This is a genomic window from Tardiphaga sp. GW821-FHT12E02, assembly GCF_058807155.1.
Window position 1 is genome coordinate 5,535,161 of sequence record NZ_JBXAQK010000001.1, and the last position, 13,250, is coordinate 5,548,410.

The following is a 13,250-nucleotide window of genomic DNA, read 5'->3' on the forward strand; positions in this document are numbered from 1 at the left end:
CTATGTTACATGTAACAAAGTGGAGGTCGTCATGGCGACAGGCGCCGAACGGGTCCGCAAGCACCGCGCAAAGATGAAGGCCGCCGGCCTGAAGCCGGTGACCATCTGGGTGCCGGATGTGAATTCGCCGGAATTCAAGGCGCAGATCGCGCGCGAGATTGCAGCGATCAATGCCAGCCCGGATGAGAAACAAATTCTCGAAGAGCTTTCCGGCATCGAGATCGATGGCTGGACATGAAACGGGGCGACCTTGTGACCGTGGTCATGCAGGGAGCTTATGGAAAAGCACGCCCTGCTGTCATCGTTCAGGCGATCTGGGATGAAGGTCTGGATTCCGTAACATTTCTACCGCTAACCAGTAACGTAACGAGCATTGCTCGAACGCTTCGAATCCTGATCGAGCCAAACGCCGACAACGGGCTCGAGGTGAGATCGCAGGTGATGGCCGACAAATGCGCAACCTTGCCGAGGTCAAAAATCGGCGAGGTATTCGGGCATCTCGACGCCCATGATATGGACCGGGTTAACCGCGCCCTCGCCGTTTTCCTCGGATTTGCCTGACATCCGTCGTTATTGTCCGTAAGAAGCAGCCATCTTTCAGGACCGCTCCGATGAACCTCGCCGATCTCAACAAAATCGCCCGCGCCATGGTCGCGCCCGGCAAGGGCCTGCTCGCGGCCGATGAGTCCTCGGGCACCATCAAGAAGCGGTTCGATGCGATCGGCGTGGAATCGACCGAAACGACGCGCCGCGACTATCGCGAGATGCTGTTCCGCTCCCGCGAGGCCATGAGCAACGCCATTTCCGGCGTCATCCTCTATGACGAGACGATCTGGCAGGATGCCAAGGACGGCACGCCGCTGGTCCGCCTGATCGAGGAAGCCGGCGCCATTCCCGGCATCAAGGTCGACGAAGGCACCCAGACGCTGCCGAACTGCCCCGGCGAACTCATCACCGTCGGCCTCGACAGACTGGCCGAACGGCTGCCGAAATATTACGAGCGCGGCGCGCGCTTTGCCAAATGGCGGGCGGTGATCGATATCGGCAGCGGCATCCCGTCGATGGCCGCGATCTCGGTGAATGCCCATGCGCTCGCGCGCTATGCGGCGCTGTGCCAGCAGGCGCAGATCGTGCCGATCGTCGAGCCGGAAGTGCTGATGGATGGCGATCACGATATCGATCGCTGCGTCGAGGTGACGACGCGCGTGCTCAACAAGACCTTTCAGGAATTGCGCATCCAGCGCGTGGCGCTGGAGGGCATGATCCTGAAGCCGAACATGGCGATCTCCGGCAAGACATCGAAGACGCAGGCAAGCGTCGGCGACGTCGCCGAGAAGACCGTCCGCATGTTGAAGAACTGCGTCCCCGCATCGGTGCCGGGCATCGCGTTTCTCTCCGGTGGCCAGTCCGATGAAGAGGCCACCGCACATCTCGACGCGATGAACAAGATCGGCGGCTTGCCCTGGCCGCTCACGTTCTCCTATGGCCGTGCGCTTCAGGCCGCGCCGCAGAAGGCGTGGGCAGGCAAGGCCGAGAACGTGGTCGCCGGACAACAAGCTTTCACCCATCGCGCGCGGATGAATTCGCTCGCCGCGTCCGGCACATGGACCGCCGAACAAGAAAAGGCTGCATGATCTTGGCTGCTAAATCTCCAGCGCCCCCCGCTCCGCGGCTTTATCTCGCGACGCCCGTGATTGAAGACCCGGCCGCGCTGGTTGGCGCATTGCCGGCATTGCTCGGCAAGGCCGATGTCGCCGCCGTGTTGCTGCGCCTGGCGCCTTCGGATCCGCGAAGCCTCACCAGCCGCATCAAGGCCGTCGCTCAGGTGGCGCAAAATGCAGACGCCGCATTGCTGGTTGAAGGCCATGCCGACCTCGTCGCGCGCGGCGGCGCCGATGGTGCGCATTTGCCCGGCCTCGCGCCCATGCAAGAGGCGCTACCGGCGCTGAAGCCCGACTGGATCGCCGGCTGCGGCGGATTGACGACGCGGCATCACGCGATGTCGGCCGGTGAAGCCGGCGCCGACTATGTGCTGTTCGGCGAGCCGGATACCAAGGGCCAACGCCCGTCCGCAGATGCCATTGCGGAGCGCGTGGAATGGTGGGCTGAATTGTTCGAACCGCCTTGCGTTGCCTATGCGGCCACGCTTGCCGAAGCCGAACAGTTTGCTGCCGCCGGTGCAGACTTCGTGCTGGTCGGCGATCTCGTCTGGGACGATCAGCGTGGCGCCGCTACAGCGCTCGCCGAGGTCGAACAAGCGATCAAGCAGGGCCATGCCGCGCTGCTTGCGCGCTTCCAAGCGGCACAGGGCTGAGTTTCGTGAAGACGCTGCGCACAATGCTCGTGACGACCGGCTGCCTGCTCACGACGGCGGCCTTCGCGCAGATGTCGCTGACACCGCCTGCCGCCCAGACACCGCCAAGTCAGAAGGCTGCCCCGAAGCAGCCGCCGGCCAAGGCGCCTGCGAAAGCGCCGGACGCCGCGAAGAAAGCCCCCGACAGCGCCAAGAAGGCGCCGCCCACGAAGCAGCCGGAAAAAACCGCCGAAGAGCCCGTCGATCCCCGCGCCGACCTCGTCTACGGCGCCTATCAGCGCGGCCTGTACAAGACCGCCCTCGACCTCGCCACCAAGCGCGCCACGGAGAACAATGATCCGAAGGCGATGACCATGCTGGGCGAGCTCTATTCCAACGGCATCGGCATCAAGCGCAATTATCAGCAGGCTGCGGAATGGTACAAGCGCGCCGCCGATCGCGGCGACCGCGAGGCGATGTTCGCGCTGGCGATGCTGCGCATATCCGAACGGACGAATCCGGGCGGCCGCGACGAGGCCGTGAAACTGCTGGCGTCCTCCGCCAAACTCGGCAATCCCAAGGCCGCCTATAATCTCGCGCTGCTCTATCTCGACGGGCAGACCCTGCCGCAGGACGTCAAGCGCTCGGCCGAGCTGCTGCGACAGGCCGCCGACGCCGGCAATCCGGAAGCGCAATATGCGCTGGCCACCTTCTACAAGGAGGGCACCGGCGTGGAGAAGGACATCAACAAGGCGGTCCGCCTGCTGCAGGCGGCCTCGATGGCCGACAATGTGGATGCCGAGGTGGAATATGCCATCGCGCTCTATAACGGCACGGGAACCTCGAAAAACGAGGCGGCGGCCATCACCCTGCTCCGCAAGGCAGCCCGGCAGAACAGCCCGATCGCGCAGAACCGCCTCGCCCGGGTGCTTGCCTTGCGCACAAATACCGATGACCGGATGGAAGGCCTGCGCTGGCACATCGTGGCCAAGACCGCCGGCAAGGGCGACCTGATGCTGGACGAACTGCTGGCCGGCGCGAGCCCCCAGGAGCGCGCCCAGGCCCAGCAGGCGGCCAATAAATGGCTCGGCTCGACGCTGAAGTGACTATTTGCGGCCCGTAGGGTGGGCAAAGGAGCGGAGCGACGTGCCCACCACCGCTTACGGGTTGAGATGGTGGGCGCGCTCCGCTTTGCCCACCCTGCAGTCTGAAACGATCCACCCTTGACGCGATGGCCCCCAACGGGCACCCATCGCCCTAGCAACCCCCATTCTGAAGACCTGACGACAGGTCGTCGCGAGACGAGATCATGATCAATTCGGCCCTTATGAACGTCATGGTGAAGGCCGCGCGCCGCGCCGGCCGCAGCCTCAAGCGTGACCTCGGCGAAATCGAGCATCTGCAGGTGTCTCTGAAGGGCCCTGCCAATTTCGTCTCCCTCGCCGACAAGCGCGCCGAGGAGATGCTCTATACGGACCTCAACAAGGCGCGCCCCGGCTACGGCTTTCTCGGCGAGGAAGGCGGCAGCCGCGAAGGCACGGACAAGAGCCACACCTGGATCGTCGATCCGCTCGACGGCACCACCAACTTCCTGCACGGCATTCCGCAATTCGCGATCTCGATCGGCCTTCTCCGCGAGGACCAGATCATTGCCGGCGTGATCTACAATCCCGGCAATGAAGAACTCTACATGGCCGAGAAGGGCGCCGGCGCGTTTCTCAATGACAGCCGCCTGCGCGTGGCCGGCCGTCAGCAGCTGCATGACTGCGTGATCGCCTGTGGCCTGCCGCATATCGGCCGCGGCGATTTCGAGCTGTCGCGCAACGAAATGGCGGCGCTGCAGCCGAAGGTCGCCGGCCTCCGCCGTTTTGGCGCAGCGTCGCTGGACATGGCCTTCGTGGCGGCCGGGCGTCTCGATGGCTATTGGGAGCGCAACCTGCAGCCCTGGGATGTCGCAGCCGGCATCATCATGATCAAGGAAGCCGGCGGCCTCGTCAGCGATATCGATGGCGGCGACCTGCTGAAGACCGGCGATGTCGTGTGCGGCAACGAAGTCGTGCACAACACGCTGGTGAAGCTGCTGCGGCCTTTGTCGAAGAAGTAAGCAAGGCGTAGGGCGGATGAGTCGTAGCCGTCATCCGCCGCGGAGTTTCCCAATGAATTCGGCCGGCGGATGACGCTTCGCTCATCCGCCCTACGCTCTGAACAAAAAAGCCCGGATGGCTCGCCGCCATCCGGGCTTTTTTGTTTGCGGTCTCGTCAGCCGTGCGAAGGGGCCGGTGTCGCAGCGCCTTCGGTGTCTTTCGCGTCTTCCTTCGCCTCATCCTTCTTCGGCTTGTCCGGTGAGAACAGGTTCTGCACCCAGACGAAGAAGATCGGCACGAACAGCAGCGCCAGGATGACCACTGCGAGCATGCCACCGGCGACGCCGGTGCCGAGCGCCTGCTGGCTCTTCGAGCCTGCGCCGGACGACACCACCATCGGCAGCACGCCGCAGATAAAGGCCATGCCGGTCATCACGATCGGGCGGAAGCGCAACTGACATGCCTCCATCGTCGCATCGTAAAGCGACTTGCCCTGGGCGCGCAGATCCTTGGCGAATTCGATGATCAGGATGGCGTCCTTGGCCGCCAGACCGATGATCGTGATCAGGCCCACCGTGAAATAGACGCCATTGGGCATGTCGCGCAGCGTCGAGGCCAGCACCGCGCCGATGATGCCGAGTGGCACCGTCATCAGCACGGCCACCGGGATCGTCCAGCTCTCGTAAAGCGCCGCGAGAATCAGGAACACCACCAGCGCCGACAATCCGAGCAGCAACGGCGCCATCGAGCCCGACAGCTTCTCCTGCAGTGACTGCCCCGCCCATTCATAACCGAAGCCGCGCGGCAGTTTGCCTGCCAGCCGCTCCATCTCGTTGATCGTGTCGCCCGACGTGAAGCCGGGCTTGGCCTCGCCGGAAATACGGATCGCCGGATAGTAGTTGAAGCCGATGATCTGGCTCGGACCGCGCGCCCATTCCACCGTGGCGAAGGACGAGAACGGCACCAGCTGGCCGCGATTGTTCTTCACATTGTAGTTCAGGATATCCGATGCATTCATACGCATGGCTGCATCCGCCTGGACCAGCACACGCTGCATACGCCCGCGGTTCGGGAAGTCGTTGGTGTAGGCCGAACCGAGATTGGTCGAGATCGTGTTGTTGATGTCCTCGAACGTGACGCCGAAAGCGCCGGCCTTTTCACGGTCGATCGTCAGATTGACGATCGGTGCCTGTGGCAGGCCTTCGATATAGGCGTTCTGGATGACGGAGCCGGCATTGGCTTCGGTGACCAGCTTGTTGGCCGCTTCGACCAGCCCCTCAAAGCCCTTCTGGCCGCGATCCTGCAGACGGAAGCTGAAGCCCGCGGAGACGCCGAGATTGTCGACCGGCGGCGGCTGCTGGCCGGAGATTTCGGCGTCGCGGATGCTGGCGAGATCCTTGTTGATGTCCTCAACGATCTGCGCCGCGGATTCCTTGTCGGATCGCTCCGACCAGTCCTTCAGCGAGATGAAGGCCTGGGCGGTATTGAGGCCCTGACCAAGGAAGCTGAAGCCGGTCAGGAACACGACATTGGCGACGCCTTCCTTCTTGGCGAGATATTCCTCGACCTGCTTGATGGCGCCTTCGGTACGGGCATAGGACGAATCCGACGGCGTCTGCACGTCGGTGGTGATGAAGCCCTGGTCGTCGATGGGCAGGAAGCCGCCAGGCATGCGCACGAAGGCCCAGCCGAGGCCGACCAGCAACGCCACATAGACCAGCATCAGGCGACCGGTGCGCTTCAGCGACCACGCCACCGTGCCGGTGTAACGATCGCGCACATTGTCGAGGCCACGATTGAACCAGCCGAACAGGCCGGAATGCGAATGGCCGTGGCCCTTCTCGATCGGCTTCAGCAGGGTCGCGCACAATGCCGGCGTCAGCGACAGCGCCAGCAACGCCGAGAAGGCGATGGCGGCGATCATGGTGACAGAGAACTGCTTGTAGACGATGCCGACCGAACCGGGGAAGAACGCCATCGGAATGAACACGCCCATCAGCACCAGCGTGATGCCGATGATCGCGCTGGTGATCTGGTCCATCGCCTTCTTGGTGGCTTCCTTCGGCGACAGCCCCTCTTCGCTCATGATGCGCTCGACGTTTTCCACCACCACGATGGCGTCGTCGACGAGAATGCCCACGGCGAGCACCATGCCGAACATGGTCAGCATGTTGATGGAATAGCCCACCGTCAGCAGCACCGCGCTGGTGCCGAGCAATGCGATCGGCACCACGATGGTGGGGATCAGCGTGTAGCGGAAATTCTGCAGGAACAGGAACATCACGATAAAGACGAGGACGACCGCCTCGAGCAGCGTCATCAGCACCTTGTTGATGGCGGCATTGATGACCGGCGTGACGTTGTAGGGAATCTCGATCTTGATATTGGCCGGGAAGTTGTTCGACAGTTCCTTCATCTTGGCGTCGATGGCGCCCGCGGTCGCGACCGCGTTGCCGGTCGGCGACATCAGCACCGCCAGGCCAGCCACCGGCTTGCCGTTCTGGCGCGTCTTGAACTGATAATTAAAGCCCGCGATCTCGACCCGCGCCACATCGCGCAGGCGCACCGCCGAGCCGTCCGGATTGGCGCGCAGCACGATCGCGCCGAATTCCTCCGGCGTGGTCAACTGGCCCTTGACCAGCACCAGTGCCGATGTGCGCTGCTCCGCGGGGCTTGGCTCCGAGCCGATCGCGCCCGACGCCACCTGCGCGTTTTGCGCCGTGACGGCCTTGCTGACATCGTCGGAAGTGAGGTTGTAGCCGACCAGCTTGGCCGGATCGACCCAGACGCGCAGCGCGCGCTCCGTCGAATACAACTGCACGCGGCCGACGCCGGGAATACGCCGGATCTCGCCGACGATATTACGCGTCATGAAATCGCCGAGGCCGACCTCATCGAGGCTGCCATCGGTGGAACTGACGGTGATGATCTGCAGCACCTGCGCAGATGCTTCCTGGATGCGGATGCCCTGCTGGATCACCGCACGCGGCAGCCGCGGCTCGACGCGCTTGATGCGGTTCTGTGCTTCGACCGATGCTGCGCTGATTTCGGTGCCGGGCTCGAAGCTGGCGAGAATTTCGACGGAGCCGAGGGAGTCGCTGGTGGATTCGAAGAACAGCAGGCCGGGCGTGCCGTTGAGCTCTTCCTCGATCAGGCGGGTGACGCTGTTGTAGAGATTTTCGGGCGACGCACCGGGATAGCTGGCGCTGATCGAAATCAGCGGCGGCGCGATGATCGGATATTGTGCGATCGGCAGCAGCGGGATTGCGATCGCGCCGAACAGGCACGTGAAAAGCGCGACGACCCAGGCGAAAATCGGCCTGTCGATAAAAAATCTAGCCATGTTCTCTTACTCAGGGCCGCGCTTGCGTGGTCTTCTGGGGCTCGCCGGAGAAATTCGCCGCCAGGCTTGGATCAGACCACTTCACGGTCTTGACCTTGTCGCCAGCCGTGAACTTCTGGAAGCCCTCGACGACGATCTGCTCGCCGCCCTTGAGGCCTTCCATCACGAACCACAAACCATCCTGCACGGCGCCGGTCTTGACCGGCTGCACCGCGACATGGCCGTCGCTCTTGACGACGAAGACTTCGGCACCACCACCGCCATTGCGCTGGATCGCCTGTTGCGGAACGGCGATGGCATCGGTGTCGATGCCCTGCTCGATCTGCACGCGGACATACATGCCCGGCAGCAGTTCACGCTTCGGATTCGGGAATTCGCCGCGCAGCGTCACCTGGCCGGTGAAGGTATCGACCTTGGCTTCCGAGAACAGAAGCTTGCCGACCAGCGGATAGATCGAGCCGTCGTCGAATACGAGGCGCACCTTGGCGGCATCGGGCGCGATGCGCTCGAGATCGCCGGTCTCGAACGAGCGGCGCAGATTGTTCAGCTCCGACACCGACTGCGTGAAGTCCGCATAGATCGGATCGAGCTGCTGGATGGTGGCGAGATTGGTGGTGTCGTTCTGCGCGACCAGCGCACCTTCGGTCACAAGCGCCGCACCGACGATGCCGTCGATCGGGGCACGGATGGTCGCGTAATCCAGATTGAGGCGGGCGCGGGCGACATCGGCCTTGCGCGCGGCGATCTCCGCTTCGGCCTGGCGCTGGGCGCCGGTCGCACGCTCGCCTTCAGCTTCGGACACGGCTTTCTGCTGCGCCAGATTCGTCAGGCGTCGCGCCTGCAGTGTGGCCGTCTCATAGGCGGCCTCAGCCTTCTGCAGCGACGCCTTGGCAGCCTGCAGTTCAACTTCGAACGGCTTCGGGTCGATGCGATACAGCGTATCGCCCGCCTTCACCTCGGTGCCCTGATGGAAGGCACGCTCGATGATGATGCCGGACACGCGCGAGCGCACGTCGGCGACGCGGGTCGGCGCGATACGGCCCGGCAGTTCACGCACGATGGCGCGCGCCTGCTGCTTGACGGTTACGACGCTCACCTCGGTCTCCGGTGCTGCCGGCGCCGCTGCCACCGCATCCTTCGGTTCGTTGCATCCCGCAAGCACAGGCGCGAGCCCTGCCAGCAGAAGCGCGAAGCCTGCAGCGCGTGCATTGATGATCGTCATCGATTTTAATTTCCCAATTTGCAATTCGAACAAGCATCGACGTCTGCGTAGGACATGATCGCCTCTCACGCGCAGACGGATTTATCGAACGTGATACGGGCAAAATAAAAACCGCCCTATTGCAGCGCAACACATATCGTGGCGGCGCATTGCCACACAGTCTATCACGTTGAAAACAAATACGCATTCAGGCTTCACGCGAACGTGACGCCTATGGAACTCTTACCATGCGGTTAACCGCGGTCATGCGGTAGTGACTGACGCCCCACTCGCTGCCATCGGCGAAGCCGAACAGACCTTCTGTCGCCAGGAAGAACCAGCGCCAGCGCCGCATCCATAGCGCAGTGTCGCGTCCATAGACGGGCTTGAAAATGCGTTCGATGGCATCGCGATGCGCATCGAAATTGTCGAGCCAATCCCGTGCGGTGCGCGCGTAATGCGTGCCGCTCCAGGCCCATTCCTTTTCGACCGCGAAGATGTCGCGATATTGCTGGACCAGCGAGTGGCTCGGCATCACGCCGCCGGTGAAGAAATGCTGCGCGATCCAGTCTTCCTTGTCGCTGCGATCGAACAGATAAGTACCGGAGCGATGGGTGAAGATATGCATGAAGAAGCGGCCATCCGGGGCCAGCCATGATTTCACGCGCGTCATCAGCTCGCGCCAGTTCATCATGTGTTCGAACATTTCCACCGACACGATGCGATCGAATGTCTGCTCGGGCTGGAAGACATTCATGTCCTTGGTGACGACGCGCAGATTCGCATAACCGCACTCCACGGCCTGCGCCTCGATGTAAGCGCGCTGCGAGTTGGAATTGGACACCGCCGTGATCGATGCATTCGGAAACTGCCGCGCCATCGAGAGCGACAGCGAGCCCCAGCCGCAGCCAAGTTCGAGAATAGACTGGCCATCCTGCAGATCGGCATGCTCGACCGTCTGACGCAATGCCTCTTCCTCGGCTTCCCGCAAGGTCGTGGCCTCGTCCTTGTAGAAGCAGCTCGAATATTTCCGGTTGGGACCGAGCACGAGCGCGAAGAATTCCGCGGGCACTTCGTAATGCTGCTCATTCGCAGCATCCGTGTGCTCGGCCACGGCCCGCGTGGCCATTTCGCGAGCGAAGATCGCGTCGGTCTCCCGATCGCATTCAGCGAGTTTCAACGCCGTGCGTGCGCATAGCTGCTGGATGCCGGCACGGATCACCAGATCGGGCAACGGCACGCGCTCGGCCGTCTCGATCATGCGCGCAACAAAGCTCATGCAGCGGCTCCCGGACGGCGCGGCGGCAGCGGGAAGAACACGCTGGTGCGGGCCTGATAGGCGCGGTAGCCGTCGCCGCGCGATTTCAACATCTGCTCTTCCAACGGCGGCACGCCGGTGACGTGACGCAGGATCCAGTACATGAACAGCGGCGCCAGCAGCGTTGCGAGGCTCCACGGATAATTCACCGACAATGCGATGACGGGATAAGCCAGCCAGCCGAACCATTCGAAGAAGTAATTCGGATGTCGCGACCAGCGCCACAGGCCGATGTCGCAGACTTTGCCCTTGTTGGCGGGATCGGAGCGAAAGGTTTTCAGTTGCCTGTCTGCCAGCGCCTCGCCGGCAATGCCGGTGAAGAGGATCAGCACGCCGAGATAATCCTGCAACCGCAGCGCGTCCGACGGGAAGCGCGACGCGACGAAAATGGCGAACACCAGCGGGACCGAGCCGAGCCCCTGGTTCTGCAGAAAGAGAAACATCTTTCGCGGCGAATCGGCGCCCCATTCCTTTGCGAAGGCGGCATAGCGCGGATCATCGGTGATGCCCGCGGTCCGCGCCGCGATGTGGGAGCCAAGCCGCACCGACCAGATCACAACAAGCGCTGCCACCAGCCACTGCCGAACATTCGGCGGCTGATCGGCGATCGGCCACAGAGCCGCTGCGGCACCCACGAGACCGAGCGAGAATGTCCAGATCGTATCGACCCAACCCGAGTTGCCGGTGCGCTGTTGCACCACCCAGGCAAGAGCCATCAGCACCGACAGCGCCACTGCAATCATCAGCAGTGCCTGCAAGTATACAATCACCATCCTCAGCCCCGTAAACGTCTCATTGCAAAGGTCTTTTACAAATACGCAGCTCATCAAGCGCAGTTTCAGCCTGAAGTTCCGAACAACGTTGCCTTTTCCGCACTATCTGATCTTTTTTTGTCGTCCGGCTGTGCCATATTGCTCGTCCGACCGTGATCCTCCCAAGCAGATGAAGCACCCATGGCGACAGCTCCCTCTTCCCGCTCCGCGATAGAGATCGAACTGACAAAACTGTCATCGCCACGGATCTTCCTGGTCCGCATGCTGGTGTTTCTGGTGCTGTGCGGGCTGATCGGCACGGTGCTGTACAAGCAGATTTATGCGGCTTTCCTCGCCAATCCCGGCCTGAACGCACTGATCGGCGGCGTGCTCCTGATCGGCATCATCCTGTCGTTCCGACAGGTGATACGGCTCTATCCCGAGGTGCGCTGGGTCAACAATTTCCGCATTTCCGATCCCGGCCTCGCGATGGAGCGCCGCCCCACATTGCTGGCACCGATGGCCGCGATTCTCGGCGGCGAGCGCACCGGACGGATGTCGATCTCGCAGCAGACCATGCGGCACCTGCTGGATTCCATCGCCACGCGCCTCGACGAGGCCCGCGACATTTCGCGCTACATGACCGGCTTGCTGGTCTTCCTCGGCCTGCTCGGCACCTTCTGGGGCCTGATCGAGACCGTGGGCTCGGTGGGCAAGGTGATCGAAGGTCTCAAGGTCGGCGGTGATTCCGGTTCGCTGTTCGATACGCTGAAGGAAGGACTTGCCGCGCCGCTGAGCGGCATGGGCATTTCATTCTCGTCCTCGCTGTTCGGCCTCGCCGGCTCGCTGATCCTCGGCTTCCTCGACCTGCAATCGAGCCAGGCGCAGAACCGCTTCTACACCGACCTCGAAGACTGGCTCGCCTCCACCGTCACCGAATATTCCGGCGCGCCTGCCATCGCGCCCGTTGCCTCTGCCACGCCGACTGGCGCGCCGCCGGAATTGCTGGAAGCCATCGAGCGGCTGCGCCGCTCCGTCGAGGACAGCGGCAGCCGCAGCACCTCGACGGCCATGGCCAATCTCGCCGACGCCATCCAGGGCCTCGTCTCGCATATGCGCAGCGAGCAGGAGATGATCCGCGAATGGGCGGACAGCCAGGGCGAGCAGAGCAAAGAGATCCGGAAACTGCTGGAGCACATCGCCCGCCAGCCGGAGAAGAGCTGACCCATGGCGCTCGCACGCGGCCGACGCAACTCTTCCGAGATGAATTACTGGCCGGGCTTCGTCGATGCCCTGTCGACGCTGGTGCTGTCCATCGTCTTCCTGCTGTCGGTGTTTTTGGTCGTGCAGTTCTTCCTGTCGCAGGAAGTGACGGGGAAGGACAAGGCGATCGACGAGCTGAACGCCAAGCTCGCCCAGCTCAGCGACATGCTGTCGCTGGAGAAACTCGGCAAGGTCAATCTCGATGAGCAGCTGACATCGCTGCGCGCCGGCCTCGCCGCCGTGCAGGCCGATCGCGACCGCGTCAAGGGCCTGTATGATGGCCTCGCCGGTGCTGGCGCCGATGCGCAGGGCCGCAACAGCGAACTCAACAAGGCGCTGGATTCCGAGAAGCAGGTATCATCGCGCGCGCTGGCGCAGATCGAGGTGCTGAACCAGCAGATCTCCGCGCTGCGCCGCCAGCTCGCCGCGCTGGAGGATGCGCTCGATGCCTCCGAGAAGCGCGACCGGGAATCCCAGGGCCGCATCACCGATCTTGGCCAGCGCCTCAACGTTGCGCTGGCGCAGCGTGTGCAGGAATTGTCGCGCTATCGTTCGGAATTCTTCGGCCGCCTGCGCGCCATTCTCGGCAACCGTCCGGATATCCGCGTGGTCGGCGACCGTTTCGTATTCCAGTCGGAAGTGTTCTTCGATGCCGGCAAGGCCGAGCTGCTGCCGGAAGGCCGCGCCGAACTCGACAAGGTGGCCAGCGCCCTGACCGAACTCGACAAGCAGATCCCGCAGGAGATCCCCTGGGTGATGCGCGTCGATGGCCACACCGACTCGCGGCCGATCCTCAACAATCCCGTCTTCAAGACGAATTGGGAGCTGTCGGCGGGACGCGCGATCTCGGTGGTGCAGTATCTGGTGTCGCTCGGCGTCCCGGCCCAGCGCCTGCTTGCTGCGGGCTTTGCAGAGTTTCAGCCGCTTGATGTGGCGCAGACGGATGACGCCTACAAGCGCAACCGTCGCATCGAGCTCAAGCTGACTGAGCGATGA

At 63.0% G+C, this 13,250-nt stretch carries 12 protein-coding genes; 8 read left to right on the forward strand and 4 right to left on the reverse strand.

What is annotated here, in order from left to right:
- Positions 1 to 31 precede the first annotated feature (31 nt).
- The 6 genes from AC1RQ5_RS25990 to AC1RQ5_RS26015 all read left to right on the forward strand — a co-directional run bounded on the left by AC1RQ5_RS25990 (position 32) and on the right by AC1RQ5_RS26015 (position 4,397).
- Complete coding sequence (locus AC1RQ5_RS25990) at positions 32 to 238, forward strand: antitoxin MazE family protein (RefSeq protein WP_398481518.1); 207 nt, start codon at positions 32 to 34, stop codon at positions 236 to 238.
- A complete protein-coding gene (locus AC1RQ5_RS25995) occupies positions 235 to 561 on the forward strand; it encodes a type II toxin-antitoxin system PemK/MazF family toxin (protein WP_493202833.1) in 327 nt (108 codons plus the stop codon). The genes AC1RQ5_RS25990 and AC1RQ5_RS25995 overlap by 4 nt, the downstream gene beginning before the upstream one ends.
- Before the next feature lie 50 nt (positions 562 to 611).
- Complete coding sequence (locus AC1RQ5_RS26000; RefSeq protein WP_493202834.1) at positions 612 to 1,634, forward strand: class I fructose-bisphosphate aldolase; 1,023 nt, start codon at positions 612 to 614, stop codon at positions 1,632 to 1,634.
- On the forward strand, positions 1,631 to 2,314 hold the full coding sequence (locus AC1RQ5_RS26005; RefSeq protein ID WP_493202836.1) for a thiamine phosphate synthase: 684 nt from the start codon (positions 1,631 to 1,633) through the stop codon (positions 2,312 to 2,314). Before AC1RQ5_RS26000 ends, AC1RQ5_RS26005 begins: the two co-directional genes overlap by 4 nt.
- Positions 2,315 to 2,337: 23 nt before the next feature.
- Complete coding sequence (locus tag AC1RQ5_RS26010; protein WP_493202838.1) at positions 2,338 to 3,399, forward strand: tetratricopeptide repeat protein; 1,062 nt, start codon at positions 2,338 to 2,340, stop codon at positions 3,397 to 3,399.
- A 203-nt stretch (positions 3,400 to 3,602) separates the two neighbouring features.
- A complete protein-coding gene (locus tag AC1RQ5_RS26015; RefSeq protein ID WP_398481510.1) occupies positions 3,603 to 4,397 on the forward strand; it encodes an inositol monophosphatase family protein in 795 nt (264 codons plus the stop codon).
- Between the two features lie 155 nt (positions 4,398 to 4,552).
- Here the strand turns inward: AC1RQ5_RS26015 and AC1RQ5_RS26020 are convergent, their stop codons facing one another.
- The 4 genes from AC1RQ5_RS26020 to AC1RQ5_RS26035 form a co-directional block, all read right to left on the reverse strand.
- Positions 4,553 to 7,720 carry a multidrug efflux RND transporter permease subunit gene (locus AC1RQ5_RS26020; protein ID WP_493202840.1) on the reverse strand — a complete coding sequence of 1,056 codons (3,168 nt, stop codon included), beginning with the start codon at positions 7,718 to 7,720 and terminating at the stop codon, positions 4,553 to 4,555.
- A gap of 10 nt (positions 7,721 to 7,730) precedes the next feature.
- Positions 7,731 to 8,942: an efflux RND transporter periplasmic adaptor subunit gene (locus AC1RQ5_RS26025; RefSeq protein ID WP_398482479.1), complete on the reverse strand. Its 1,212-nt coding sequence runs from the start codon at positions 8,940 to 8,942 to the stop codon at positions 7,731 to 7,733.
- Between the two features lie 211 nt (positions 8,943 to 9,153).
- Positions 9,154 to 10,200, reverse strand: a complete 1,047-nt coding sequence (locus AC1RQ5_RS26030; RefSeq protein ID WP_493202842.1) for an SAM-dependent methyltransferase — start codon at positions 10,198 to 10,200, stop codon at positions 9,154 to 9,156.
- The gene (locus AC1RQ5_RS26035) at positions 10,197 to 11,012 is read right to left on the reverse strand and encodes a DUF1295 domain-containing protein (RefSeq protein WP_493202843.1); all 816 of its coding nucleotides are present in this window, start codon (positions 11,010 to 11,012) and stop codon (positions 10,197 to 10,199) included. Before AC1RQ5_RS26035 ends, AC1RQ5_RS26030 begins: the two co-directional genes overlap by 4 nt.
- Positions 11,013 to 11,192: 180 nt before the next feature.
- On the opposite strand from AC1RQ5_RS26035, the gene AC1RQ5_RS26040 reads away from it, so the two are divergent.
- Complete coding sequence (locus AC1RQ5_RS26040; protein WP_493202845.1) at positions 11,193 to 12,215, forward strand: flagellar motor protein MotA; 1,023 nt, start codon at positions 11,193 to 11,195, stop codon at positions 12,213 to 12,215.
- Positions 12,216 to 12,218: 3 nt separating this feature from the next.
- Complete coding sequence (locus AC1RQ5_RS26045; RefSeq protein ID WP_398482471.1) at positions 12,219 to 13,250, forward strand: peptidoglycan -binding protein; 1,032 nt, start codon at positions 12,219 to 12,221, stop codon at positions 13,248 to 13,250.